The organism is Oceaniferula spumae (genome assembly GCF_042849255.1).
Lineage (GTDB): Bacteria > Verrucomicrobiota > Verrucomicrobiia > Verrucomicrobiales > Akkermansiaceae > Oceaniferula > Oceaniferula spumae.
Genome location: NZ_AP026866.1, coordinates 172,626 through 199,180 on the forward strand (window position 1 = coordinate 172,626; position 26,555 = coordinate 199,180).

Below are 26,555 nucleotides of genomic sequence, written 5' to 3' on the forward strand. Positions count from 1 at the left end.
CAGCCAGCACCAAGCGCAATGAGACCAAGAAAAAACCCTTTCCCCTGGGATAGAGGAAAGGGTTGGAAAATGGTGTGTTAGCAGCTTACTCAGCAGCTGCTTCTTCTTCACCTGCAACCTTGACGTTGATCTTAAGGTTGGCAGTGACGTCGCCGTGAAGCTTGACTTCGAGATCTTGCTTGCCGGAAGTTTTGATTGGGCCGTCGAGCTGGATCGCGTGACGATCAACTTCGATGCCTTTTTCGCTAAGTTCCTTGTGGATGTCGATGCTGGTGACGGAGCCGAAGGCTTTTCCGCCCTGACCTGTCTCAAGTGTGAACTCAAGCTTGAGCTTCTTGATCTTGGCAGCGGTTTCTTGGGCAGCGGCGAACTCTTCAGCCTCACGCTTGACGCGATTTGCTTTCAGGGACTCGAGGTGCTTGAGATTAGCTTTGGTTGCCTCGTATGCCTTGCCCTCTGGGACAAGAAAATTGCGGGCGTAACCGGCTTTGACGGTGACGACGTCGGCTTCAGCGCCGAGGTTGCCAATTTTTTCGCGGAGAATAACTTCTGTTGTGGCCATGGGAAAAATGCTTCGTTGAGTTGCGGAGGGCAGGAGATAGGGCTGATCGAGCACCGAGTCAAGCAGGATTTCCGCTCGATTTCGATATTGCGCCAGATCTACTGACCAGTTAGCGTGATTGCCATGAAAACCCACCTCCTATCTTTGATAACAGCGTGTAGCGTGACCCTGCCGATGGCGTCCTTGGCTGATGTATCCATCGAGCCCTCGGGCATGAAAATCGTATGGCAGTCCTTGAAAAAGGATTTCGACGGATTCGAGACCTACAATTCCTCCGAAGGCGTCTATGTCACTGTGGCCGTGCGTGGCGGCGGAAAGAACGTCATTTCCTTCGATAATAAGAAATCCAAAGTATCGATCCAATATGGCGACCAAGACCTGGGCGGATCTTTCGGTATGTGGAACAAGACCAGCAAGGATGGTAAAACCATGCGAATCGAGGTGAAATCGGACAAATTGCCTCAAGGAGACAACGCAGCGCTCAAGCTCGCTGGCAGTCTCGACCTCGTGGTGGCCTCGAAGACTGATACCAAAACCAGCGGACCACGCGAGCTGAAGAAAGGCGATAAGTTAACATTCGGTGACAATTTCAGCTGCGAGGTGAGCAAAATCGAAAAACCCAAATACGGTGACGACGAACTGGAGGTAAGCTTCAAATGGGACCGGGATATTCCGGAACTGGCTGCAGTGCGATTTTATGACGAAGCGGGGAAACTTATCGAGTCCAAGGCTGGCGGTTGGTCGAGCATGGGTGGCTTTGGCAAGAAAACCGTCACCAAGAGTTATCTTCTCAAAAAGAAATCTGATATTCTGAAGATTGAAATGGATCTCTGGTCGGACGCAGAGGCCCTCACCGTGCCGCTGAACCTTAATGTCGGCCTTGGTGCCGGGAAATGAGGCTCTCTTGAAGGTCGTTCGAAAGTTTAGCCTGTTGTTGCCAGCGCAGCTCGCGCAGTTGGAATTGCGTAGCTATGGAATCCGGGCTGAGATTTTGGATGAAGGATCAGCGAGTGTGTTACCTTTTGACGCGATGATTTACGGAATTCGCCTGACTGTGGCAGATGCCGACTATGAAGAAGCGTCGCGGTTGTTGGATGAGATGTCGGACCGCAATCAATCAGAGGACGATGCGTGATGCTGGTTGTGTCAGATCAAAAAAGTCACAACTATTAAATCATAGACAATTTGGTTAGATTCTTGCTAGGTTGATACTGACTGATGTGCTTTCCGAGCATGTTGTCCGCTTCCCTCAAAAATGAGACTGGGAGCTGCCACGACAGCCACTTGGAGTTTATTGTGTAACGATGGAAAAAATCCCCGCTCACGTTTTACTTGGTGCATATACCGAGGGTGTTTTCCCGATGGCGGAAGACGGGGAAATCTATTGGTTTTCCCCGGTTGTAAGGGGAATCATGCCACTAGATGACAGGTTTCATATTCCACATGGTCTGAAGCGGAGTTTGAGAAAGAAACCTTTCAGGGTGACCATGGATACCCAATTCCCCGAGGTGGTGAAAGGCTGCTCTGAACGTAGTGAAACGTGGATCGATGAGGTGATTCTGGAGAGCTATAATGAACTGCATGATCTCGGATTCGCCCATTCTGTGGAGTGCTTGGACGATGACGGATTACAAGGTGGTCTCTACGGTGTAGCCTTGGGGAAGGCGTTTTTTGGCGAAAGCATGTTCTCGCGTAAAACCGACGCCAGTAAGATTGCTTTGGTGCATTTGGTCGAGTGGCTGCGTGAGAACGATTACACCCTATTAGATACCCAGTGGATGACCGACCACCTGCGCCAGTTCGGGGGCTTGGAAATTCCACGTGAGGAATACTTAAACTTACTTGCAGACGCACTTGCAGATGAAGGCATTGCCGAGTAGTGGTTGGATCGACTTAGGCTTTAACTCGCGACCTACCTACTCCTGCTCTCTATGACTAAATTTCGCCCATGCATTGATCTCCACGACGGACAGGTCAAACAGATCGTCGGTGGTACTCTGACTGATACCGGAGTTGGCCCTACCGAGAATTTCGTCTCAGATCGTGAGCCTTCGTGGTTTGCAGAGCTATACCGAAAAAACAACCTAACAGGAGGGCACGTGATCCAACTTGGTGCAGGCAACTCTGATGCTGCCCGAGAAGCGATCTCCATATGGCCAGGTGGACTGCAGATCGGGGGGGGGATTAATATTCACAATGCCGCCGAATGGCTCGAAGCCGGTGCATCCCACGTTATCGTCACATCATGGCTGTTCGATGAAGGTGGGACATTTCTGGAAAACAGACTCCGAGAACTGGCTAGCGAAATTGGCCGTGAAAACATCGTGGTGGACCTGAGTTGTCGCCGTGTTGCCACCGAAAAAGACACCGCTTGGACGGTTGCTATGAACCGCTGGCAAACACTGACTAACCTCGATATCACTCACGCCACCCTTGAGGCTTTAGCCGAATGGTGTGGCGAGTATCTCATTCATGCAGCAGATGTTGAAGGTCTCTGTCAGGGGATCGATGCGGATCTGGTTCAGCATCTAGGTGAATGGGCAGGTATCCCAATGACCTACGCCGGTGGTGTTGCGGACATGGAGGACCTTCGATTGGTGCAGGAGAAGAGTGGCGGCAATCTAGATGTGACTGTTGGAAGCGCATTGGATATTTTTGGAGGCAAAGGTGTGACTTTTGATCAATTGTTAGAATGGAATCAACGAACCCCTGAAATATTGTGAACGGGATCACGATTTTATTACTCGCTGTAACTTCCACCTTTCTTGTTTTCGCCTTCATAGGAGTAAGAAGAAAAGCGCGCCGTGCTCATTTGATGCGCATGCGCCTTGACAAAAGTCAGCGACGTGAACTGAGCGAGGATTTTCCGACCTTCGCGCGTCTTCCGGAATCATTGCGAGATGAACTGGAGGGATTGATGCATGTCTTTCTCGATGAGAAATCCTTTGAAGCCTGTGGTGGAATGGAAGAGGTATCCGAGCACATGCGCAGGGTGATTGCCGCGGAAGCTTGTCTTCTGTTAGTCAACCGGAAGCATGACTATTACCGGAAGCTCCGCAGTATCCTTCTTTACCCTTCAGCCTACAAGGCAAGGAACGAACATGGTGGGGATGATGTCCGGCTGGGTGAAAGTTGGAGTTCCGGTAGTGTGGTTCTCGCATGGGACAGCGTGGTCGCGGGTGGTCGCAACGAGGAAGACGGCTCCAATGTGACATTGCATGAATTCGCCCATCAGCTCGATCAGGACGACGGTGCCGCCGATGGTGTTCCGGAGTTATCTGGCGGGGCGGGATCTTATCGTGAGTGGGCTCAGGTGTTCAGTAAAGCATTCGAAAAATTTCAACGTAAACTTGAGAAAGGCAAACGCACCGTGATCGATCCATACGGCGCCACAAATCCTGCTGAATTTTTTGCGGTCGCCACGGAGACATTTTACGAGAAGCCTGACCAGCTGCGTGAATCCTACCCTGACGTTTACGAGCAACTTCGACACTACTATAATGTCGACCCAATGGAATGGGAGTAGAGTTCACTCAAGTAATTTCAGGTCGTCAGAAGTGAAAAACTTCTTATCTGGCCCGGCAGAATGGATTTCCATCACTTTAGCCGAGTAAGCATGGAATCGATATGGTGTTCCCCAGCGATCTAGCAGTTCGCCTTTGTCCGATATCGCTGGATGGGTGGGGGGGAGGCTGACAGCTCCTTTGACGTTTTTGCCTGTGAGAGCCGCAGTGATTTCATCGTTCAGGCCAACCGGATTTCCTCCCAATGCCCGACGGTGGAAACCAAGCATCGATTGAATCAAGGAGAGATCCTCTTCGGGTGTCTGGTTAGGAGAGTTGAGTAGATCCGAGGACTCGGCGACAGGTAGCAGGGTGATGTTTTCAGGGAATGATTTGGGCTTTGGGGGCGCTGGCCGATCAGTTAGATCCGTTGTTCTACGGAAGTCATCATCAAGTTTCCCTGGAATATCAACTGGGTCCTGCCGATCGATTGCCACCGTTAGCAACCACACGCTGAGCGACAGAAATGCAATGAAAGCAAAAATCGGAAATCGCTTCATCGCTCTAGAGAAATGCCATATTCGCTGTGGAGCTGGTCAATGGGTCATCAAATCGTGGCAAGTTAGGAAACATAGCTTCCAGTGAGTTCGCATCTGCTCCGAACCAATTGGCGAGAACTGCGGAATATTGATCTACCGATGTATCAGGGATCAGGCGGCCACGACTACTGTGTGAGTCGATTGATCCAGGCGTGTCCCCAGTTTTCAAAGGTGGATAGTGACCATAAATGTCTCCTCCATGGACAGGTCCTCCCATGACGATGGCGTGACTGCCCCATGCGTGATCAGAGCCATCCGTTGCGGCATTTTCACCGTTTGGGGTCAAGGTTCGAGCGAAATCTGATGCGGTAAAAGTGACAACATCATTGAACGCATCCAGTAGCGTATCAGAGAGGGTATTTCGAAAAGACAACAAGGCCTGTGAGAGTTCATCCATTAACTCGCTGTGATCGCTTAGCATGGATTGATGGGTGTCGTAGCCCCCGACTTGAACAAAGAATATCTGTCGGTTGTTTCCCAGCGGTGAACATCCGGCAATGAGTTTGGAAACCATTTTGAGTTGGTCGCCAAGTTTGGTGGGGGCATTGGCAAAATGTGTTTCGAAATCAACACCCGTTGCCGCAGCAGCGGAGAGCGCGACTCCTACTGCTCCTTCGGTTTCACGGGCACGCTGAACGATTTTGTTATATTGATCCTCTAACAAGTTCTCGTGAGTGAGCTTCATGATATCCTCGTAGGCCTTCAGACGTCGTGCTGTGTTAGAGTCTTTATAACCGGAAGAAGGGTCTCCTGGGGTATTGTATGCGTTGGCGTAGTTAGTGCCGTAACCTTCCAAGGACACCGTGCCGGATGGGTTGACCACATACTGGCTCACGCCTCCTGCAGTTCCTACTTGGAATGAGTTGATGCCAGCTAGCGAAATTGACATCGAGACGTTGCTGCCGGAGTTATACGAAGCATTGAGAAGCTCTGCAACACGACCGCCCCAGCCGGATGTGAAAGGTTTGTCAGAGATGGACGATTGCCACTGAGTCTGCTGGTTGGAGTGGGAGAACAACTGCTCAGGAACAGGCACAGTTCTGTTGATGTAGTCAGCACGTGTTGGGACCGGATAGGCGAGTGTTCCCACATTGGCAATAAACGCAAGGTCCCCGGCATTGAACAAGTCGGCCAGCGGCTGGGCATCTGGATGAACTCCGAGGGATTGAAATGACGGGCCGTAATGTTTTTCGAACGCCTTAGTTGGGGTAGCAGGCGCTTCGGTGGGGATGTTCAATGCGTGCAGTGTATTGCGATCGAGAGCCAGCACTCCACGTGCCGCTTCGTAATCAGCGCGGGCTTCCTCACTGGTGGGATCTCCCATCGGCAACAACATATTATTGGCATCATTACCGCCTGCCAGAAATAGACAGACGATGGCTTTGTAGTCTCCGCCAGCATCACCAGCAGCCATGGAGGCTGTGATCAACCGCATTTGCGCCAGAGCGTTGACCAGGCCGGTAACGCCTAATGAGGCACAAGCTGACTGACGAAGGAAATCACGCCGCGAGTGGAGTTCTTCTTTCTGATGTTTTTTCATGTATGGCGGTTGTGAAAATTAACGTTGGATGAGTGCCTGTGGACTGTTGGCTATGAGATAGACGGCGAGTTTCAGTCTTCCTTTGAACACATACTCTTGATCTTCATCGTTATCGTTGTCGTCGTAGTAGGTGGCGTAGTTCGCCAGAGTATCGATGATGATGTCGCGTGGGTTGTCATCGCGTCGGATGTCGGGAATGTAGCCAGAGGAGAAGTCGGCTTTCAGTCGACCCGATGTTAGGAGTAAATCAACGTGATCCACTAGAGCCACACATGCCGCGACGATGCTGCTGCGGTTGTCAAAGGTCGTATCAGCCGAGCTCACCTTGCCATCGGCATTCGTGTCCATGATCGCCATGTAGGCCTGCCCCATCGCAGAGGCGCTGGTCAGATCGAGGATTTGATGGTCGTCGTTGTCACCATAACCATAGGGATTGTAAATAGGGTGGGGGGCACCGTTTTCATCATGGGCTTTCTGATTGCGAAGCGATGAACCTCCCAGTCCGCTGCCGTAGTAGGCGAGCTGATAGAACACGTTAGCATTGGTGATCACGGAAATCTCCGTGGCAATTTGAAACTCTGGGACCCGAAGGCCAGCATCGGCGAGAGGTCCCACGACCGAATAATCGGGTAAGAACCAGTTGAAGACAGTGGGGGCATGCAGCGGTGTCTGTCCGATATTCCCATCCGTATCATTCATTCTCATTCGCATGGTTCCTGCTGGGAACTTATTGAGCTCTGCTGTGAACAAGGCCAACTTGTCGGGTGCGTAGGCATGAGAGCTAAGGTCGGCGATGCTGGTATCCGCCGGATCCAAATGCGCGAGAGGTAGATTGCTCTCAGCCCCTAAACCTCGAAGCACTGCCAAGGTATGAAGAATGGGTTCTTTTTTCTTTCCGTAGCTGATGGCTGCCGTGGCGTCAATCGAGCGAGCTTCGTAATCGAGTAGGATCGCCTTGAATACGGCCCCGAGATCTCCGTTGGTAGATTTCCAAACTTGGGTGACTCGATAAATATACCCTGCTGATGGATTCGATGTCACCAAGCGTTGAATCAGTCGGCGGGTAATGAATGGTGCCGTATTGGCATGATTGGAAAGGTGCTCCATGGTTGCGTCCAGATCACTTTCACCATCGCCACCTGCTGAAATGGTTAGGCCTAGGGTGGGGATCACTTTTTCATCGGTATCATGGTAATCTGCGAAGTTTTTCATCCGGTTCGACCATTGAGCCTGATAATAGCGGGATCCGCTTCCGTATGAAAACGAGGTGTTGTCGATGACCGTGTTAGAGCTGCTCGGGCTGTGACGTTTGGAGAACGACCATCCAGTGAAGACTCTCGACATGGCACTGATATCGTCCTGGAGATAAGTAGGGTCAGGCAATCCATTGGCGTTGAGCTTCAGTGAGCCATCCTCATGCAACTGAACAAGACCGATGGAAAACAGCTGCATCACTTCTCGAGCATAGTTTTCATCAGGAGAAATGATAACGTTGCCACCACCATCAAGGATCGCTTTAGAGTTGCGGAGATGAGAGAGATATTGGCCCATGATCGGGTGTGTGGACACGTCTTCTAACAAATCACGATATGATCCGAAGGCTCCATCCTTGAGCATGTCGTAGTAATGGGCATGGCCATAGTGCCGATCTCTCACCGTAGAGTCGTTAGAGGAGGTGACGAAGATTTCACTCAGGGCGAAGGCAACACGCTGGCGGTATTGATCGGGCGCGGCTTTGGCCAATGTCCACCAGGCGTTTCGCCTCGCTGTATTGCCGGGGGTGTAATTCTCACGGTAATCAGGGGAACCGGGGATGCTGGATAGGAAAATTTGCTGGGCATCGATCGCGTGCAAATGAGGTTCCAGATTGGTTGATGTCATGGCCATCTGCGCATCGAGCCAGGCGCCGTAGGCTGAGATCCGGTTTCCGTTGTGCGGTGAACTATTGACCAAATTTCTCAGTTCTGTGATCAGTTCGGGAGTAGCGCCAAAAGTGCTCTGTGTCAGAAAACGAGCAATGTCACGATCCAGTTCATCCCCAGTCAGGGCTACGATGGTAGGAGGGTCAATGGGGATCACGAGATCTGTGGATCCTGTCGAGGTGAGGAAATCCCCACGAATTTCACCGGCTGGATAATCCGAGGAGTGAACATTGATGTAAAGTTGCCCAGCAAGTAGCGAGTCTAACACCGCTTGGTCTGTAGCGAGGAAATGGGCGGCGATGATGTGCCATGGGTGCGCATCGATTTGTCCCATCGGAAGACTTTCCACATGGGGGCCGTTGATTGGGTTCTTGATGTGGATGTGCACGGCTGTCTGGGGCGTGGTCAGTCCGTAGAAGTTTAAATTGACGGTGCCTACCGAATTGTCACCTTGTAACAGTATCGTGGAGAGCCCTGATCCAGTACTGACAACTCCTGGCTCAGGGGAAAGCTGAGCTACGAAGAGTCGGGCGTTGGCTGGAATATTGGTGGCATCACAAATGCGGACAGAAGCACTGATGGAACTCCCGCCAATGGTGCAAGTCAGCGTTTCGGGCACTTCGGTGAGCGCATCGGTCACCGGGTGGCAGAAAATTTCCACACTCGATGCTCCCGCAGGAATGGTCACCGATTTTTCAATCACCGCACCGCCTGAATCTTTCAGTATATAATCACTCGGACTCGCGGATCCTTTTGAAATGTTAGGGTGTCCACTGGTTGCCAAGAACAAGGTGAGGGGATAGGTGAGGTCGCCACTGCGCGCGATGGTGAACACAGCAGGAGTGGCTTCTTTTTCAAATGCATCTGGCGTTGTCGCTGTGATGGTGATCTCACTGTTAGTGAGAGCATTGATGTGTGACTGCAAGACAATGAGGTCGTTATTGCTCGTGCCCGATCCGAAGGAGTCTCCATTGATGCTATCGAAACCGAAAAGTTGTTCCTCAGCCCAGTCTGGAATGCCATCGTTGTCAGAGTCTGTATCAGCCACGATCACTCGATAGAATGCACGATCTGCACTTTGCCCACTGATCACCGCATTCATTGTGTTCCCAGCAGCTAATGCAGGGCTACCATACGGATTCCATAAGCCAGTTTGTAGATCCCCGCGGATTGTGGGTTGGTAAGTTTTCCCTTTTTCTGTAGGGCAAACTAAGGTGACAACATCACCAACACGGGAAAAGGCGTCGATGCGATGCACTGATGCGGGATCGCGAGGATCGGTGCCAGCCATCGACTCAGCCAGGTTCGTTTGACCATCGCCGTCCTCGTCGGAGTTCTTGGCTGCAATGTCAACTACCAGAGCGGTGGCATTGTATTTTTGCTCCCAGATATCGCTGACTCCGTTGCTGTTGAGATCGACGATCGCGTAGGCGGCGGACGCGCAACACAATGCTGCCGATCCCAGCACGGTTCGGAGCAAAAAATGCGTGTGTGTGTGTAACATGTTCCTGAAGTTCAAATAGTGAATACAGACTCAGGGGGGATTAAGCTTTTAAATAATATACAAGATAGATGCAAACGAAAGCTTCGCAAATATGAGTAGCTTGGGGTTCTGAATCGAATGTGTTCAACCTACAGTCATTGGAAATACGACGTTTCCGAAGCCTTTAGGCATACAAAGATAGTCCTCAATGCCTGAAAACCCTAGGTTGCCATTTCCGTATGATACGCTAAAATAGCGATGATGCAGGACGAATACAGCTGGAACGGCGGCCGAGGGGGCACATCCTCTTTCAGGCTGCCAGAAAACGAGGGCCAAGGCAAATGGGTGCTCATCGCGATTCTCTTCGCGGTGGTTCTTCATGGCGTGGTGCTGCTCGGGCTGAGTAAAATCGATGTGATCCTGCCAGAATTTGTCGAGAAAAAGGAGATCCAGACGCAAGTAGTGAGGGTTTCTCCAGTAGATACCACCGATTCCCGCCCGGAGATCACTCCACCGGAAAAACCTGAAATTGAGGAACCCGTTGCTGTGGTGCCCCCAGCGGACGAACTTGAGATGCTGGAGCAGCTTCCTGAAATGGACATCGATATCAAACCTGATGTTGAAACAATCCAAGTCCCCAAAATCAGCGCCGCCGCCATTGGTGAGTTGGAAGGCGAGAGCAAGGAGCCGATGAAATCGACTGTTTTCGATCCGGAACTTCCGGAAATGGGCAAGACCGAGGACTTTTTCCCACGGGCAGAAGATAGCCAAGTGGCTGTTGATCCAGGTTCGCGGATGGCCGAGAAATACGATCCTGATGCCTACACCGAAACCTTACGCAAGGGCGCAGGTGGTGAGTCTGAGGATGGTTTACTCAAAGATTTTACGTCTCTCGATAAAATGGCCAACATGGATGGCAACACTCTTCTGACTACAAAGGCACTGATTGGTAGCGACCTGCTTTTCGAATTTAATAGCGCCGAGCTGAAGCAGAGCGCCAGAGTCAGCCTGATGAAAGTCGCCATGCTGATTCATAAACATCCGAACCTCGTGTGCTGGCTCGACGGACACACCGACTTGATCGGCGGGGAAGAACCCAACCTAAAACTCTCCAAAGCCAGAGCCATGGCTGTGAAACGTTGGCTGGTCGATTCCATGGATCTCAGCAACGAACGCATCGCCGTTCGAGGATTCGGTAAAAGTGAGCCATTAATCAAAGAAGGCACAGCTGAAGAGCAAGCACCCAATCGTCGTGTGGAGATTAAAATGCGCAAGGGACGTCCGTCCGACGAAGTGACTCCTGGAGCCGTAGTCGCGAAGCCAACTGCCGATGCTCCCAAGGCAATTCGTGTCATGCCAACCATACCACCTCCACCAAAAGCTATTGTTGAGCCAGAGCCTGAGCCTGAAACGAACCGAGCTCAAGTCGTTCCAGAAGATGAACCCGAACCGGCAGCACCTCGCCGTGCCATTCCTGTTCCGGAATAGCGCTGGTCCGATGATGGATACTTGCTCAGCCTATTTGTTGACTGCGTTTTGAAGACACTGCCCCGACAGGAAACAGCCGCGTGGCTGCTCGCATTTGACTTTGATGGAACACTGGCCATACCCGATGGCCAACCGCCTGTGCCCGATGAGTTTTTCAATCTCATGTCAGGCATGCGTGAATCCCACCGCACCATCTGGGGAATCAACACAGGGCGCTCTCTGATGCAGACGATGCAGGGGATATCAGAAGCCCGTTTTCCTTTTCTACCGGACTTTGTCATCGCGAGAGAGCGTGAAATATATACACCTAACGACTTTGGTCGCTGGTTGCCAGTCACTGACTGGAACAAACGCTGTGACAAAGATCACAAAAAACTCTTCCGCAAACATCGCCGACTCATGAAGCGGATGCGAAAATGGGTAGAGCAAGAAACTGCTGCTGTTTGGGGAGAACAGGAAGGGGAGCCTGCTGGAATCGTTTCCTCGACTTCGGAAGAAATGGATTTCATCACCCAATGGTTGAATCAGCATTTACCAGATGCGCCCCTGTTAGGTTATCAGCGCAATGGGATTTATATGCGCTTCAGTCACACGCAATACCACAAAGGGAGTGCCTTGGCCGAAGTTGGGAAACTAACAGGAATATCTCCGCAGAACACATTCGCCATCGGAGACAGCCACAATGATCTTGATATGTTAGATTTATCGGTCGCTGCCAATCTGGCCTGTCCAGAGAATGCTTGTGTCGAAGTAAAACAGCGTATTTCGGAGGTTGGCGGATATATCGCTCGAGGAGCCGCAGGGCAGGGCACCATCGAGGCACTCCATGCCATTTTCTCAAGATCACAGTAAAAATACCGGCGGCGGGAATCGAACCCGCACTTCCGAGGAAACGTGATTTTGAATCACGCGCGTCTACCAATTCCGCCACACCGGCCTGTGATTGAGACGGGCGTGAATCTGCGTGATTAACGACAAATGTCAAGAGGCAGAGAGAAAAAAACGACTTGGCCTATTTTTGGCACTTGGGGCAGTAGAATGTCGACCGGTTTGAAATCACGACTCTTTTGATCACACTCTGGCAACGATGGCATCCCTCGCCCTCACGCCCGTAGACGTTTAGTTGCTGCTTGAAATAGCCAGGTTTTCCGTCCTCGTTGACGAAGTCTCTCAAGGTCGTGCCACCTTGTTTGATCGCCTCTGCCAACACATCCTTGATATTACGAGTGAGAGTGGCGAGACGGACCTTGGAAACTTTCCCTGCTTTTTTTGTGGGACGGATGCCGGTTCGGTACAAAGCCTCGCAAGCGTAAATATTGCCTACACCGACCACTACATGATTATCCATGATGCGTTGTTTGATGCTGGTGTTTCTTCCGCGGCATGCTTGAGCCAAAACTGTCGAATCAAATGAATCGCTCAGCGGCTCTGGGCCCATTTTGACCAACAGGGGGTGATTGTTGATATCGCCTGCATCAGCTGGATGCCACAGCACGGCACCGAACCGGCGTGGATCATGCAGTCGCATTTCCATCTGCGTGTTGGGGCCGAGTCGCACGATGAAATGGTCATGTTTCCTCAGTTCCGTGTCGTGCGGGCAGATGCGAAGACTGCCGGACATGCCAAGATGCAGAATCAGGGTGCCAGTAGTCGATTCGATGAGCAGATACTTGGCCCTGCGCCGAACAGCGGTGATTTCCTGTCCCTCCAGAGCTAGAACGGCGTCGTCAACCGGCCATCGCATTCGGCGCTCCCGCAAGACCAGTTCGACTACCGACCGTCCTAACAAATGGGGCTCGACTCCTTTTCTGGTGGTTTCTACCTCGGGTAATTCAGGCATTGATGTAGTATTTCGTTCGTTTGGTAGGTCAGCTTGGCGGGGAGGCTGCAGGACTCTAGTTCAGATATAAAAAATGATCAGCTTTGTAATTGAAAAAAGTGCCGCAATGCCCGTAAATCAGCGCGTATGAAGCGTAAATATATTTTAATCCCTCTACTGGCAGGTGCTGTCGCATTTACCGCATGTAAGGATAAGACAACGACCTCCTCCTCATCTAGCGGCGACTCGGGTACCCCAGCAGCTAAGGGTGATTCCATTGTTCCCACTCCAGATCCGGATCCCATCAAGCCCTCTGCCAGCGCAGAAGACCGTGCGGCCAAGATGGGGTTTGCCAAAAACCTGCCCAAGGATTTAGTCCACTACGAGGGCGTCTACAATGGTCGTAAGGCATTTGAAAAATTGATTAAATCACCTATCGGCGAGTTTATTCTCGAGCGCATGGCTGACGAAGGAGTCTCTCTGGAGGATCTGGCTCAGGATGATCAAATGAATGCTCAGATCGCCGCCTACAGTGAAGAATACTTCGCCGCCTACGGCAAAGGGAGCCCAGAGGCTTTCCGCTTGGGTATCAAATTTCTGGAGCGCTTAGCCTACTTCGGTGGTCGCACTGCCGTGTTCGCAGCCGATGGTTTTGTGCGCGAAGGTGAGAATTTCTCCCCCGAGTCACCTAAAGTATTTCTCGATGGACCGCTCAAAGGCGCGCCAAAAGAGTTCATCGCGATGTTTGCTGAGGCGAACATGCCATCCTTCTACCAAGGATCAAAAGTTTCTGACGCAGATGCGCGAGATCTCGTTGCCGGTCAAATGGAGGAAGTGATTTCCGTGCTCGGCATGGCCGAGGACGCATCTGAGGCCATCACGATCAAACGTGGTGATGCCGAGTTTTCCGGCTACAAAATCTCCGGAGCTAAGCTCGTAGAGATGATCGAGGCCGAAGACGGCTTCAAGGAAATGGGCGAGTTCATTGAAAGCGGCGATATCGATGCCTTCAAGAAAGCTCTCGGAGAGAAAACTCTTGTCGCCGTTTCCGGTGTGGTTGGTGATTACGTCGTGCTCTTCTTCGGAAAATCTGAAGACGATTTCGTGCTCGTTGACAAAGTAGAGGACTCCGTCTGTGCCAACGACAAGATGGCATACATCGACTCCTTCCTCGATAAAGACATTCTCTTCGCCGGCTACAACGACTCCACAATGTTGAACCAAGTCAACAGCGTCGAAAGCTTCGCATACCGTCTGGTCAGCTCTTTCGCCAATGGTGCAGGCAAAGGCCTTAGCGATGCATCATCACTCGGTGATACCCGCGATGTTGAAGCCCTGCTCGAAAGCTTGGCCAAACAAGGTGAGAAACTCGCATCCTTGTTCACAGCCACTGACGCCGGATATGTCGGTTTCATTGAGGACGGTCTGAAAGTCGAGTCCTTCGGTGGACCTAACATGCCAGCTCTGGATCTCGGAAAAACCCACACCCTGTCTTCCATGGAAGCCGGTGAGGGCACTCTGCTCTTCGCCGATTGGAGCAGCAACGAGGCTTACAATCAGAAAGTGATGGAATACGTCGATACCCTTGGCGAAACCAGCTACCTGATGACCAAGCGTGTGGCCGCACTCGATATCGATTCCGCTGACTTCCGCGACTTCAAGCAAGGCGTGGACATGTTCGACAAATCATTCCGCAGCGATGCCCTTGAGCTCTGGAAAGCCCTCCGTGGCGATCTTGCTGCCGGTCTTGGTTCTGAGTCCGCTCTGGTTATCGACATCAACGGATCATTCCCCAAAGTGCCTAACGTTCCACAAGTGGTGCTGAAAGAGGGTAAGGTCCCACGGGTCGCCTATGTCAGCACTGTATCAGATCGCTCTAAGCTCCAATCTTCTTGGACTCGCATCAATACATCAGCCGAAAATATCCTGAAAAGCATCAGCGAAATGGCCGGCGAGGAAATCCCAATGCAGGTCCCAATGAGCAGTGAGAAAAATGACCTCAAGACCTGGTTCATTCCCATCCCATTCCAGAACGATGACTTCGTGCCATCCGTCTCTGTTAGCGATGACTTGTTCTTTGCCTCCACATCCAAGACTTTCTCTGAAGGCCTTGCGGAGCGTTTCAAAGCAGGTGGCGGAACCAGCCGTAACGGAGCTTGGCTAAACGTCGACTTCAAAGTGTTGAACCAATACGCAGTGCAGTGGATGAAAGTGATCGAGGACAATTCCGAGGAGATCTTCCCTAACGAAAATGCTCGTAAGGATTTCGATGAGAACAAACCAAAAATCGAAAAAGCCATTAAGGCGTTCGAGTCATTGGATGCTCTAACCGTGCACACCCGTACTGAGGGTGGCCGCTCCCGTATCTCACTTCACTTGAAAGCGAAGTAACTTCTAACCATTTCACGGCAGGGCTTGCCATTCTTGTGCAAGCTCTGCCGTTTTTTCTTTTTTGCACCTTTTGCCCAAGTAGCCCGATTCCAAGAATCGGCACCCAGATTATCATGAAAACAGTCCTATTCGTCTGCACCGGAAACACTTGCCGTAGTCCTATGGCTGAAGGGTTGTTGAAAGCAGCGCTTGGGAAGAAATCAGATATCAACGTCGCTTCGGCAGGTGTCGCAGCGATGCCTGGTCAGGCAGCGAGCCGGGAAACGGTCGCAATCCTGAAGAAAAAAGGTGCCAACCTTAAAAAATTTCAAAGCCGTCAGTTAGATGGCCCAATGCTAAAGAAAGTGGATCTCGTGATCGCCATGAGTTCATCGCACGCAGACGTCGTGATACAAAGTCTGCCGAATTTTGCTGATCGAGTAAGCCTGCTTTCCGATTTTATTGATCCGGAAGAGGGGCTGACTGGTGCGGATGTGCCAGATCCTTTTGGTATGAGTCGTGCCGCTTACGAGGAAGTCGCCGAAGTCATTGAGATGGCTATACCCGGAATTATCTCGGCTCTGGAAGAATCACCCTAACAAACAACAGACATGATTGAGAACGAAAACCATATCGAGGAAATTGCCAACGAGTTTGCGATCGCTGGCGAATTTATCTCTGGGGAAGAGGTCGATAGCGGCCATATCAACTCCACGTATGTAGCGAGCTTCAAAAAGTCAGACGGCCGAGTAGGGCGATATATTTTCCAGCGAATTAATGAGAACGTTTTCAAGGAACCACTCGTGGTAATGCGAAACGTCGAGATGGTGACTCGTCACATCAACTGGAAGGTCATGCGTGTGAAACGAGACCAAGGTGGCCAGACACTCAACCTTTATCCTGCACGTGGTGGTAGATTCTATGCAACTGGTGACGGTGGCGGCATCTGGCGCTGTTATAACTTCATTGAAGGCTGCAAAACCTATGACATTGTAGAGAACACCCGCCAAGCCTATCAGGCCGCACATGCGTTTGGAGCATTCCAAGATCTGGTCTGCGATATTCCCGTGGAAGACATTAAGGAAACGATTCCTGATTTCCACAATACCCCCAAGCGCTACGCACGCTTGATGGAAGTTATCAAAGAGGACCCCAAAGGTCGCGTGGCCAGTGCTCAGAAAGAAATCGAATTCATCAAAGAGCGTCAGGGGATTGTTTCCAAACTGATCGATCTCAAAGAAGCCGGTGTTCTCCCCGAGCGGATCACTCACAATGATACCAAAATTAATAATGTGATGATGGACGTGGAGAGTGATGAGGCCGTGTGCGTGATCGACCTCGATACCGTGATGCCCGGTCTTTCTCTCTACGACTTTGGCGATATGGTCCGGACTGCTGTTAGTCCTGCTGCCGAGGATGAGGTGGACTTGTCCAAAGTCGACATGCGTATGCCTATGTTCGAAGCTCTGGCTGAGGGATACATGGATGCCTGCGATTGTCTCTGCGACGCAGAAATCGAAAACCTCGCATTCGCAGGTAAGCTGATTTCTTTGGAAATCGGCATCCGTTTCCTAACAGACCATCTCGAAGGTGACGTCTATTTCAAAACCCACCGGGAAAACCACAATCTCGATCGTGCTAGAACGCAGCTCAAACTGGTTGAGAAACTTGAAGAACATGAGCCAGAGATGGAAAGTTTCATCAAACGCCTGGCCAAAGCCCGTTCCTATCACCAGACGCTTCCTTAAGAAGAATTACCTGAGCTTTATGAAAAATCACAGCCTTATCAATCATACATCCGTAAAGCTCGGGTTCGTTCCTGCCCACATCAAGCTAGATGGTACTCACATCCCAGATGAGGACGGGAACCTAGGTAGAAACGAGCAAGGGCAGCTACTTTTACTTGAAGGGATCGCAAGGACTTGTGAGCTGTCGCCAGTGAAATTAGATGCCATCCAAGTCATGTCATTTCCTGGGATCAAGGCCGCGGATTCTGATGAGTTATTCAGTGGTATTGCGGATCTCGGTTTGGAGCCTCAGCTCGTTATCATGGTGGGTGGTGTCGATACGATGGATCCAAAAGATGAGGATGAAGCAACGGCCCAGTTGCTTGCGGGTATCGAGATCGCCAAGCGTCATCAGGTAAAACATGTCTGCTCTACCTCGGCAGAAGCGTGGATGGCAATTCCTGCACCCAAAGATGATGACGAATACCAAGCCAGAGTCGCTCAGAACGTCCGGCTGCATCACCGAGTTTACACTGAAGGAGACATTGCTAACTCTACGATAGAAAGCTGGAGTCTGGAGTTCTTGCGTCCTGGTGAAATGAACACGTTTACCAGCATTCCCACAATCAAGCCTTTAATCTCAGGTCTCAATTCTAAAGTCGGGTCGCCTTTTTTCAAGGTGCTTGTTGATGCCGCTCATTGCGGCGATGGGGATTTCTCAGTGGAAGAGAATGTGAATTTTATTCAGCAGCTTGCGGATGATGACGAACTTGTCGTCTTCCATGCGTCTACACCCACCACTCGCGGATGTATCAGCACAGATGATGGCTGGATAGCGCCACTACTGAAAGCAGCTGTGACAACAGGGAAGGTGAAATACCTATTCACCGAAATTTTCCACCATCAGGATCCTATCCTTCAAGCGTTGCGTGATTTTGATCCAAGACACGGAATCGATACAACCGATGGTAGAGGGTATTGTGAGACAGTAGCTGAAAATTTAGGTGAAATCACCCACCGTTTGAATAACCTAAAAGCTAGGTCTCTCCTCGACTAAAGGCAGCGTTCGGTATGATGTGATTCACCTAAAACGGAAGCTTGGGCATTTTGCCACCGCCGCCTCCGAGCATGTCTCCCATGCCGTCCATTCCCTCCATGCCGCCGAGCTGTTTCATCATGTCCTTCATCTTACCCTTGGACTTCATCATCTTCCGCATCTGAGCGAATTGTTTGAGGAAACGGTTTACTTCGATCATGGTGTTGCCTGAGCCGGCTGCGATGCGTTTGCGACGAGTGCCTTTGATTAGCTCCGGACGGCCGCGTTCTTTCTCAGTCATGGAAAGAACAATGGCCTCCATGCGTTTCATGCGTCCTTCGTCAAATGCCTCGGAGGGAAGCTGCTTTTTGATTTTGTTAAAGCCGGGAAGCATACCTAACAGACCGTCGAGAGGCCCGAGCTTGCGCAGCATATTCATCTGCTCGAGAAAGTCGTTGAAGTCGAACTTGCCGGACTGCATGCGCTTGGCAGCGTGCATTGCTTGCTTTTCATCGATCTTATCAGCAGCGCCTTCGACCATACTGACGATGTCGCCCATACCGAGAATACGGCTGGCCAAACGGTCGGGGTGGAAAACACCGAACTGGTCGAGCTTTTCGCCCTCACCGATGAATTTGATCGGTTTGCCTGTGACTTGTCGCATCGAGAGAGCGGCACCACCACGGGCGTCACCATCAAGTTTGGTCAGGATGATACCAGTGATACCCACGGCTTCATCAAAGTGCTGGGCAACGGAGACGGCTTGCTGACCTGTGGCAGAGTCGGCAACTAACAGAGTCTCGTTAGGGTTAACGAATTTGTGAAGTTCCTTGAGCTCTTCCACAAGTTTCTCGTCGATCTCCTGACGACCCGCAGTATCGAAGATGAGCACCGTGCCGTTCTGATCCTTGGCCCATGCGAGGGCTTGTTTGGCCACCTTGACGAGATTTTTCTCGCCTGGCTCAGGAGCAAAACAAGGAACGCCTACTTGCTCGGCGAGTGTCTGTAGCTGCTCAATCGCGGCAGGTCGATAAAGGTCACATGCTATCAGCAATGGGCGACGACCCTCTTTCTGTAATCGCAGTGCGAGTTTACCAGCGGTAGTGGTTTTACCAGCACCATTCAGACCGCAAAGAAGGATGTGAGCTGGGGGATTGAGGTCGAGGCCGACAGCATCGCCACCCAATAGTTCAGTGAGTTCGTCGTTGAAGATTTTGACGATCTGCTCACCGGGTTTGATTGACTTGATGACCTCGATGCCCATGGCTTTTTCCTTCACCTTGGCGATGAATTCCTTGGCGACGCCGAACTCGACGTCCGCTTCTAAGAGGGACATGCGAATTTCACGCAGCGCATCGGTGATATTTTTTTCAGAGATCTTGCCGACACCGCGCAGGTTCCGGAAGGTTTTGTCGAGGCTGTCAGATAGGGATGAGAACATGGTTAGAGAATTGGTTGTTAGGATTTTGAATCTAAAAATTTATTTTGGCTGATACGCGGCTTCACGATCGATACGAAAGATCCAAGTCATTGGATCAGCATACTGCGTGGCGCCCTTGGTGCGCCATTGGAGGCTGACTTCGCAAGTGCGAGAGCGTAGCCTGCGGTTGACCTTCCACGATACGGTTTTAGTCTGGTTATCGTAAACGGCTGGGACTTTGCCGAAACCTGCTACTCTCATCACCAGTGATGGGATATCGAGATTTTCCACCTTGGAAAGATCAGCGGAGATCACCGGCATCCGCTCAGGGATCAATGCGCCTGGCTCTGGTTTAACAGGGTGGGGCGTTGATTGAACGATCGCGCCGTCAGTGGCTGCGCTGTTACCGGTGGCTTTGAAGCTGGTGGCATTTCTGAAAATGAAATCATGAGTGCCGAGAATGACGTATCGAGGCAGGGTGAAATTTGAGGTCGTTTTAGTTACTTTGCCAGGTAGCACGGTGAAGAGACATTCGTAACCACTCTCGGTGGCGATAGGTAGCATTTCACCTGTCACGAATCCACCTGGGTATGCGTAGGTGCTGACTTTCCCTCCGAACTTCTGCTGTAAGATTTTACGAGACTCAGCGAATTCCTTCTTTAAATATTTGGTAAATTCATCAGCTCCCTTGGCTCGCTCGGCTTTGACGGTTGCAGGGTAGGGGTGGGAAACGGAGTGGCTACCGATGGTGCATCCATGCTTTTGCATCTCCTTGATCATTTCTGTGGTCAGGGCGCTGCCGCCGCCATCGACATAGTTCGAATAGAGGAACACGGTGAACGGGTAGCCAAATTCTTTGAGCACTGGGTAAGCATCGGTGTAGACCGATTTCCAACCATCATCGATGGTGATGACCACGGATTTGTCAGCAATTTTCTTCTCACCTCGTTTCCATGCGAGAAAGTCATCCATCGTGATGACATTCAGGCCGAGTTCACGGATTGCCTGCATCTGCTTCCGAAATTTGCCCGTAGGCAACAGCATCTCGGTGGCTTTTTTATTTTTTGAGAAGTCGTGATATCCGAGAACAGTGACGCGGACACCATCGTCACCACCTGGGATGGCAGGTTGACCGGGCAGTTTCGGTTGAGTATCTGGCTGGTCACCTTCCGCTGGAGCCGGAGGGGGCGTTGTTTCCGACTCTTGTAACCTCACAACCCCACCTTCGGCACCACCAATGCTCGGATTAGCGAGCAGTGGCAGACTGGTTACGAGGGCTGAAATGAGGATGCTGAGAAATTTCATAAATTGGCCCGCAGGACGGGACCGCCCAATATAGACGGGCATCTGGAAAAGAAAAGTCCTGAGAGTCAGGAAAATAGCAGCCCTGGTATGGCAATTAGAACAAAGAGACCCAAAGAGCCGACCACCCCCGCCCAAAACGCGTATTTCCGATAGACGGGTAGTTCGGCTTTGTTCGAGAAAGCGCAAAGATAAAGCTCGGAAATCGGCCCGAGAAAGTACCCTAGATTCGCTCCAGCCGCCATCAAGCCACCGCCAAAGATGCTGCCAATGACTGCGAGCTCCTGCTGAGAGATATAGATCGCCAGCACGATGAGTCCTGGGATGAGCAGAATGACATTGTACTTAAGGCGCAATTTCTCCCACGCTAAGACAACGGCTCTGGGACTTCCGATGACTCGGAAGTCCATCTCATTCCCGGGTTGCGACTGTGGGGCGGCGTATGGATTTTCGTCGCCCATTGGTCAGTCTAGCTGTTCTGGGAGGCTACTTTATTGCGGAAAAACTCAAAGGTGGCGGCGAGTCCCTCTTCAAGTGTGTGCTGAGGTTTCCAACCCGCGGCACGAAGCTTGTCGGATGAGGCGCGGGAGTGCTTCACGTCCCCAGCGCGTTCCGGGCCATGAATGAGTTTCGCGTCGGTTCCGGCTGATTCCAGAATGTTGTTGGCGAGATCATTGATCGTGATCTGTCCACCGTACCCAGCATTGTAGGTTCCGTGAACACCGTCGGTGGTGGCGGCAAAAACCAGGGCACCTACGATGTCTTTCACGTAGATGAAGTCGCGGGTTTGTTCACCATCTCCATAGACGGTGATGTCCTCGCCTTTGACTGCTTTTTCGATGAAAATGGGCACCGCTGCGGCGTAGGCTCCTTTGGGATCTTGGCGCGGACCGAAGACGTTGAAGAATCTAACGGATGTGGTTTCCAGTTTACCCTCAGTGCGGAACATTTCGAGGTAGTATTCGCCGTCGAGTTTGGTGATGGCGTAGGGACTTTTAGGTTCCGGATACATGGTTTCCACCTTCGGCACGGTGGGGTTGTTGCCGTAGTTGGCTGCGGAGGATGCGAAGACGAGTTTCTTAACTCCGGCGTCCGATGCTTCTTCTAACACGTTTAGGAGACCATTGACATTGATCTCCACACATTCGGCTGGCTTGGACATCGACTCCGGCACGGAAACCATTGCGGCCATGTGGAAAATGTAATCCACACCTTCGACCGCTTTTTTGACCAATTCCCGATCCGTGATCGAGCCCTCGATGAAGGTGTGTTCGAGACCTTCGAGGTTATGAAGGTATCCGGTGCGGAGGTTATCAAGCACGCGGATTTCGTCCGCCTTGCCTTGAAAGTGTTCAACGATATGGGATCCGATAAATCCGGCTCCTCCTGTTACTAGAATTTTCATATGATACTTTGAGTGTTACTTGCTATACTTCGCAACGAGGGCCTCCATTTCGGGCATCTGAGCCTCGATGGATTCTGCGAGGGCGATTTGAGAACGGGTGCGGTCGAGGTTGTGGCCGTCGCGGTGGATTTTGAAATAGACGTCGCCTTTGAGGTAGTCCGTCAGGAATCGGGTGCCGCATTCCATGGTGAGGAGTTTTCCTGAAAAGGCCAGGAGCGAACGCTCTTTGTCTGTTAGGAAGCTGCCGGCTGATGCGAGATAGCCTTTGACCAGTGCCTCGAACATGTGCATGCGCATGGTGATTTTGGAGGTGTCCACTTCGTCTTCGGCGACTGGGGAGGTGGCTGTGCGAACCATGTCACCGAAGTCATAAACTGCGGAACCAGGCATGGTGGTATCAAGGTCGATTACACAGACCCCTTCGCCAGTGACATCATCTAACATGACGTTGTTAAGTTTGGTGTCGTTGTGGGTGACTCGCAATGGGATTTCACCAGCTTCTAACATGTCGACGACTTTGCTGCCTTCCGACTGACGGGCCATAAACCAGTCGATTTCCTTTTGCACGTCATTAGCACGGTTCTCAGTGTCGGCTTCAATGGCAGTGACGAGGTGTTCGAAGCGTTGTTTGGTGTTGTGGAAACCGGGGATCGTCTCGTGCAATGGCTCACCAGGCATGGTGGCGGCGAGTTTCTGGAACTCGCCAAAGGCGCGGGCGGCTTCGGTGGCTTGAGCTTCGGACTCAATGGTATCGTATGTGCGGGCGCGCTCGATGAAAGGATAGGTCCGCCAGCAGTTGCCCTTGGCATCGATGGCGTGCGGGGTTCCATTCACCGATGGGACGCATGTCAGCGTCCGGCGACGAGCTTCAGGATTTCCATCTTCCAGTAACTGCTTCAGTGAATGCTCGGTGACACGTCCTACATTTTCCATCAGCTCGATGGGCTTTTTAAATGCTTCGGTACTGAGTCTCTGATGAATATAGCGCACACGCTGGCCTGCCTGATCGTAGTAGGCGCAGTAGGTGTCGTTGATGTGGCCGGAGCCGTATGGGTGACCGTTGACAAAGTCTGCGCGCATGTCGAAGAGACCGGCGACTTCTGCTAGATTGTGCATGGTGGGTAGAAAAAGTGTTAGATAGGGGGTGAAATTAAGCGAGTGACTGGGGGTATTCTCCCTCATCGACCAATCGGCGGATGTTCTCGACGACGTGTGGTTTGTCGTCCGGGTAGGTGACACCGAACCATGAGCTGTCTGTTTCCAGCACTCGGCAGTCGGCTTTGCCATTGCGGATCAGCTCATCGATGAGGGTAGGGATGTAGCACTCGGATTTCATTTCCTCACCGCGCTCTTTTAGGAACTCGATGAAGTGGACTTCAAGGTGATCGAAGAGATCGGCAGTGAACCCCCAGAAGTTCATCGAGGCGATGGCGTCCTGGCTGACTTCGCGGCGTTCTCCATCGAGCCAATTGCCCTGGATGCTTCCGGTTTCTTGTTTGATCTCAGTGACCTCCTCGACGTCTTTGAGGAAACCGTTTTCCGCAGAGCAAATACCACGGTTTACGTCGCCGTGATCGGAGAGAGTTTTGAGCAGGTGGTAGCCTACCATGCAGTAGTGGGAGACTCCGTCGGTTGCTTTGGAGGCATGATCGAAGTAGGTGGCCATGCGTTTGTAGGAATCGGAGCCATAGAAGTCGTCGGCATTAATCACAGCGAAAGGTCCGTCGATGGCATTGCGTGCTGCGCGGATGGCGTGGGTGGTGCCCCAGGGTTTGACACGACCCTCGGGAATGCTGAACCCCTCCGGAAGATCGTCGAGTTTCTGGAAGACATAATCCACCTGAATCTTATCGGCAAAACGACTTCCGACCTGCTCTTTAAACGACTCAGCAAAGTCCTCGCGGATGATGAAAACGACGCGAGTAAACCCGGCGCGGATGGCATCGAAAACAGAATAATCGAGCACGGTTTCGCCGTTAGGACCCATCGGGTCCATCTGTTTCAGGCCGCCGTATCGGCTGCCCATTCCTGCTGCGAGAACGAGAAGTGTGGTTTGCATATAAATAGTGAGTAGGGAAAATTTTCACGCGCGTTATGCTTGGGGGGGATAATTTTGGCAACGGTTTCTTTTCCGTTGCTGTCATTCATTCTCGTATTTATCCGTTTTATCCACAGTTGGTTATTTTTCTGGCATGGCTGTTTGTAAAGAATGCTATTGCCAGCAATGCCCCCTCTGGCTTTTAATTGCTCTGCGGGTGCGCGGCAATCGACAGTGACTTCACTCTTTGTCTCGCGCCCTTCAACCTTTCGGTAAAAGGCTGTCGTCTAGCAGTCGAATTCCGGGAACAACAACAACTGCATGGATACCACGACTGACGGCGCCCAAGTGAAGACGGATCAACTCGACCGCGACCATGTGCGGAAGGTTTTCCGGGCCATGCAGACCTCTCGCATTCTCGAAAACAAACTGGGCAGTCTCTATAAAGCGGGGAAAATCGTCGGTGGTGTTTATCTCGGCAAGGGTCAGGAGGCAGTCAGTGCCTCACTGGCATCGTGTCTGACCAAAGGGCGCGATATTTTTGCCCCGCTGATCCGCGATCAGGCAGGGCGTACAGCATTCGGCGAGGAAATCATCGACTGCACCCGCACTTACCTAGGTTCCGTAGAGGGGCCGATGAAAGGGCGTGATGGAAACATCCATCGCGGTCGTCCGTCCGAGGGCATGCCAGCCATGATTTCCCACCTTGGTGCAGCCATCTCACTGGTGAGCGGCATGCTACTGGCGAAGCGGATCACGGGCGAGTTGGACGGTGCTGTCGGCGCCACCTGCGTCGGTGACGGCTGCACATCCACCGGTGCTTTCCATGAAGGATTGAACACCGCCGCTGTGGAGAATTTACCCTTGGTGCTGACCATTGCTAACAATCAATACGCCTACTCGACACCGAATGACCGACAGTTCGTCTGCAAAGACCTCGTCGATAAAGCCATCGGCTACGGTGTGCGCGGACACAGCGTTGACGGCACCGACATGCTGGCCTGTATCAAGGTGATGCAAGAAGCGGTGAATCGTGCCAGAGCGGGGGAAGGGCCGCAATTGGTCGTAGCCTCCATGTTGCGCCTAACAGGTCACGGCGAACATGACGACGGCTCCTACGTGGATGCCTCGCTCAGAGAGTCTGGTCTCGGTCGCGACAGTATCGATGTCGGCAGCGCCCAGCTGATCGAACATGGCTACGCCACCGCCGAAGAAATCGATGCCTGGGCATCCGAATCCGCTGATCTGGTTCAGGAAGCCGTAGCCATTTCCCAAAAAGAAAACGCCCCAGATCCCTATCAGGACGACTGGGCCGCCTTTTCAAATCCAGCCAATACAGATTTCCACAGTTGATGAGCGACGTAACCTACATTGATGCCATTCACGCCGCTCTGAGCGATGCCATGGAGCAAGACCCGCGAGTCTTTCTCTACGGCCAAGACATCGGAAAATTCGGAGGAGCGTTCAAGGCCACCAAGGGGCTTCAGGAAAAATATCCTGAACGCGTGTTGGACGCCCCCATCAGTGAGGACGCCATGGCCGGTGTCGCCATCGGTGCCGCTATCGAGGGAGCTCGACCGGTTCTCGAGATGCAGTTTGCCGACTTTTCCTCGGTCGCTTTCAACCAGATTGTCAATCAGGCCGCCACCCATTACTTCCGCACCGGTGTTCCCGTGCCGCTGACAGTGCGCTTGCCCTCCGGCGGAACTCCCGGCTCTGGCCCATTCCATAGCCAGAGTATGGAGGCCATCTATGCTCATTACCCAGGTCTGGTGGTAGTTACGCCAGCCACCGTGGCAGATGCCTACTCGATGCTGATTGATTCCATCGAGATGGAGGACCCGGTGATCTACTGCGAGCACAAGTTTCTCTACCGATGGTTGAAATCGAACGATTTCAAAGGTGACGGTCTTCCCATTGGAAAAGCCCGAGTCACTCGTGCCGGCAAACACGCCACCGTGGTGACCTACAGCGCGATGGTCCACGAGGCTGTCCGTGCCGCCGAAATGCTCCAGGCCGAAGGCGGCTGGGAAATCGAGGTGGTCGATCTCCGTTCGGTCAAACCCATGGACACCGATACCATCATCGCATCGGTCGCCCGCACTGGCCGACTTCTTGCCGTGGGGGAGGCGTTTCCTTGGGGGGGCGTCACTGCCGAAGTGGTGTCCCGTGTCTGCTCGGATGGCTTCCATTTGCTCGATGCCCCACCGGTCAGACTCAACGCCCGTGATACTCCCATTCCATATCACCCGAAACTATGGGCCGCGCACCGTCCAACCCCCGAGTCGATAGCTGAATCCTTGCGTAAGTTGCTTAACTACTAAGAAATACGAATAATTTT

Annotated in this window: 24 protein-coding genes and 1 tRNA gene; 13 read left to right on the top strand and 12 right to left on the bottom strand. The window is 52.0% G+C overall.

The genetic code is table 11. The features are described 5' to 3' along the window. Positions 1 to 85: 85 nt before the first annotated feature. Positions 86 to 562, bottom strand: coding sequence for a 50S ribosomal protein L9 (rplI, locus tag ACSPJT_RS00745; RefSeq protein WP_435894464.1), 477 nt, complete (start codon positions 560 to 562; stop codon positions 86 to 88). Positions 563 to 685: 123 nt separating this feature from the next. Here rplI and ACSPJT_RS00750 point away from each other — a divergent pair, with 123 nt between their 5' ends. The 5 genes from ACSPJT_RS00750 to ACSPJT_RS00770 all read left to right on the top strand — a co-directional run bounded on the left by ACSPJT_RS00750 (position 686) and on the right by ACSPJT_RS00770 (position 4,088). Further along, positions 686 to 1,459, top strand: a complete 774-nt coding sequence (locus tag ACSPJT_RS00750) for a hypothetical protein (RefSeq protein ID WP_435894465.1) — start codon at positions 686 to 688, stop codon at positions 1,457 to 1,459. Continuing rightward, positions 1,434 to 1,697: a putative signal transducing protein gene (locus ACSPJT_RS00755; RefSeq protein ID WP_435894466.1), complete on the top strand. Its 264-nt coding sequence runs from the start codon at positions 1,434 to 1,436 to the stop codon at positions 1,695 to 1,697. Before ACSPJT_RS00750 ends, ACSPJT_RS00755 begins: the two co-directional genes overlap by 26 nt. A 169-nt stretch (positions 1,698 to 1,866) precedes the next feature. Next, on the top strand, positions 1,867 to 2,442 hold the full coding sequence (gene aat / locus ACSPJT_RS00760; RefSeq protein WP_435894467.1) for a leucyl/phenylalanyl-tRNA--protein transferase: 576 nt from the start codon (positions 1,867 to 1,869) through the stop codon (positions 2,440 to 2,442). A 51-nt stretch (positions 2,443 to 2,493) separates the two neighbouring features. Continuing rightward, on the top strand, positions 2,494 to 3,285 hold the full coding sequence (gene hisA, locus ACSPJT_RS00765) for a phosphoribosylformimino-5-aminoimidazole carboxamide ribotide isomerase (RefSeq protein WP_435894468.1): 792 nt from the start codon (positions 2,494 to 2,496) through the stop codon (positions 3,283 to 3,285). Next, the gene (locus ACSPJT_RS00770) at positions 3,282 to 4,088 is read left to right on the top strand and encodes a zinc-dependent peptidase (protein ID WP_435894469.1); all 807 of its coding nucleotides are present in this window, start codon (positions 3,282 to 3,284) and stop codon (positions 4,086 to 4,088) included. Before hisA ends, ACSPJT_RS00770 begins: the two co-directional genes overlap by 4 nt. Positions 4,089 to 4,091: 3 nt before the next feature. On the opposite strand, the gene ACSPJT_RS00775 is transcribed toward ACSPJT_RS00770, so the two are convergent. The 3 genes from ACSPJT_RS00775 to ACSPJT_RS00785 are packed head-to-tail and all read right to left on the bottom strand — an operon-like array spanning position 4,092 to position 9,630. Further along, positions 4,092 to 4,625 carry a hypothetical protein gene (locus tag ACSPJT_RS00775; protein WP_435894470.1) on the bottom strand — a complete coding sequence of 178 codons (534 nt, stop codon included), beginning with the start codon at positions 4,623 to 4,625 and terminating at the stop codon, positions 4,092 to 4,094. 4 nt (positions 4,626 to 4,629) lie between these two features. Beyond that, entirely contained in the window at positions 4,630 to 6,204 is a 1,575-nt protein-coding gene (locus ACSPJT_RS00780) for a DUF1501 domain-containing protein (protein WP_435894471.1), read from the bottom strand. An 18-nt stretch (positions 6,205 to 6,222) separates the two neighbouring features. Beyond that, positions 6,223 to 9,630: a DUF1800 family protein gene (locus ACSPJT_RS00785; RefSeq protein WP_435894472.1), complete on the bottom strand. Its 3,408-nt coding sequence runs from the start codon at positions 9,628 to 9,630 to the stop codon at positions 6,223 to 6,225. A 237-nt stretch (positions 9,631 to 9,867) separates the two neighbouring features. Here ACSPJT_RS00785 and ACSPJT_RS00790 point away from each other — a divergent pair, with 237 nt between their 5' ends. Together ACSPJT_RS00790 and ACSPJT_RS00795 are read left to right on the top strand one after the other, a co-directional pair. Continuing rightward, positions 9,868 to 11,097 carry an OmpA family protein gene (locus ACSPJT_RS00790; RefSeq protein ID WP_435894473.1) on the top strand — a complete coding sequence of 410 codons (1,230 nt, stop codon included), beginning with the start codon at positions 9,868 to 9,870 and terminating at the stop codon, positions 11,095 to 11,097. Between the two features lie 48 nt (positions 11,098 to 11,145). After that, entirely contained in the window at positions 11,146 to 11,949 is an 804-nt protein-coding gene (locus tag ACSPJT_RS00795; protein ID WP_435894474.1) for an HAD family hydrolase, read from the top strand. Positions 11,950 to 11,952: 3 nt separating this feature from the next. Here ACSPJT_RS00795 and ACSPJT_RS00800 read toward each other — a convergent pair. After that, a tRNA-Leu gene (locus ACSPJT_RS00800) sits at positions 11,953 to 12,034 on the bottom strand. 75 nt (positions 12,035 to 12,109) lie between these two features. Further along, a complete protein-coding gene (gene mutM / locus ACSPJT_RS00805) occupies positions 12,110 to 12,937 on the bottom strand; it encodes a bifunctional DNA-formamidopyrimidine glycosylase/DNA-(apurinic or apyrimidinic site) lyase (protein WP_435894475.1) in 828 nt (275 codons plus the stop codon). Positions 12,938 to 13,063: 126 nt separating this feature from the next. Between mutM and ACSPJT_RS00810 the strand changes: the two genes are divergently transcribed. The 4 genes from ACSPJT_RS00810 to ACSPJT_RS00825 all read left to right on the top strand — a co-directional run bounded on the left by ACSPJT_RS00810 (position 13,064) and on the right by ACSPJT_RS00825 (position 18,070). Further along, positions 13,064 to 15,307 carry a hypothetical protein gene (locus tag ACSPJT_RS00810; protein ID WP_435894476.1) on the top strand — a complete coding sequence of 748 codons (2,244 nt, stop codon included), beginning with the start codon at positions 13,064 to 13,066 and terminating at the stop codon, positions 15,305 to 15,307. Between the two features lie 113 nt (positions 15,308 to 15,420). Next, positions 15,421 to 15,885, top strand: coding sequence for a low molecular weight protein arginine phosphatase (locus tag ACSPJT_RS00815; protein ID WP_435894477.1), 465 nt, complete (start codon positions 15,421 to 15,423; stop codon positions 15,883 to 15,885). A gap of 12 nt (positions 15,886 to 15,897) precedes the next feature. Continuing rightward, entirely contained in the window at positions 15,898 to 17,034 is a 1,137-nt protein-coding gene (locus ACSPJT_RS00820) for a phosphotransferase enzyme family protein (RefSeq protein WP_435894478.1), read from the top strand. A 19-nt stretch (positions 17,035 to 17,053) separates the two neighbouring features. After that, entirely contained in the window at positions 17,054 to 18,070 is a 1,017-nt protein-coding gene (locus ACSPJT_RS00825) for a hypothetical protein (RefSeq protein ID WP_435894479.1), read from the top strand. A 28-nt stretch (positions 18,071 to 18,098) separates the two neighbouring features. On the opposite strand, the gene ffh is transcribed toward ACSPJT_RS00825, so the two are convergent. The 6 genes from ffh to ACSPJT_RS00855 all read right to left on the bottom strand — a co-directional run bounded on the left by ffh (position 18,099) and on the right by ACSPJT_RS00855 (position 24,235). Further along, positions 18,099 to 19,490 carry a signal recognition particle protein gene (gene ffh, locus ACSPJT_RS00830; RefSeq protein ID WP_435894480.1) on the bottom strand — a complete coding sequence of 464 codons (1,392 nt, stop codon included), beginning with the start codon at positions 19,488 to 19,490 and terminating at the stop codon, positions 18,099 to 18,101. A gap of 39 nt (positions 19,491 to 19,529) precedes the next feature. Further along, positions 19,530 to 20,774: a polysaccharide deacetylase family protein gene (locus ACSPJT_RS00835; RefSeq protein ID WP_435894481.1), complete on the bottom strand. Its 1,245-nt coding sequence runs from the start codon at positions 20,772 to 20,774 to the stop codon at positions 19,530 to 19,532. Between the two features lie 65 nt (positions 20,775 to 20,839). Then, positions 20,840 to 21,232 (bottom strand): hypothetical protein, encoded by a 393-nt coding sequence (locus tag ACSPJT_RS00840; protein WP_435894482.1) that lies wholly within the window; start codon positions 21,230 to 21,232, stop codon positions 20,840 to 20,842. Positions 21,233 to 21,240: 8 nt separating this feature from the next. After that, a complete protein-coding gene (locus ACSPJT_RS00845; RefSeq protein ID WP_435894483.1) occupies positions 21,241 to 22,176 on the bottom strand; it encodes an SDR family oxidoreductase in 936 nt (311 codons plus the stop codon). A 15-nt stretch (positions 22,177 to 22,191) separates the two neighbouring features. Continuing rightward, positions 22,192 to 23,292 carry a phosphotransferase enzyme family protein gene (locus ACSPJT_RS00850; protein WP_435894484.1) on the bottom strand — a complete coding sequence of 367 codons (1,101 nt, stop codon included), beginning with the start codon at positions 23,290 to 23,292 and terminating at the stop codon, positions 22,192 to 22,194. 34 nt (positions 23,293 to 23,326) lie between these two features. Further along, on the bottom strand, positions 23,327 to 24,235 hold the full coding sequence (locus ACSPJT_RS00855; RefSeq protein ID WP_435894485.1) for a nucleotidyltransferase family protein: 909 nt from the start codon (positions 24,233 to 24,235) through the stop codon (positions 23,327 to 23,329). A gap of 300 nt (positions 24,236 to 24,535) precedes the next feature. Between ACSPJT_RS00855 and ACSPJT_RS00860 the strand changes: the two genes are divergently transcribed. Both ACSPJT_RS00860 and ACSPJT_RS00865 read left to right on the top strand, forming a co-directional pair. Further along, the gene (locus ACSPJT_RS00860; protein ID WP_435894486.1) at positions 24,536 to 25,567 is read left to right on the top strand and encodes a thiamine pyrophosphate-dependent dehydrogenase E1 component subunit alpha; all 1,032 of its coding nucleotides are present in this window, start codon (positions 24,536 to 24,538) and stop codon (positions 25,565 to 25,567) included. Next, positions 25,567 to 26,538, top strand: coding sequence for an alpha-ketoacid dehydrogenase subunit beta (locus ACSPJT_RS00865; protein WP_435894487.1), 972 nt, complete (start codon positions 25,567 to 25,569; stop codon positions 26,536 to 26,538). The genes ACSPJT_RS00860 and ACSPJT_RS00865 overlap by 1 nt, the downstream gene beginning before the upstream one ends. Positions 26,539 to 26,555 lie beyond the last annotated feature (17 nt).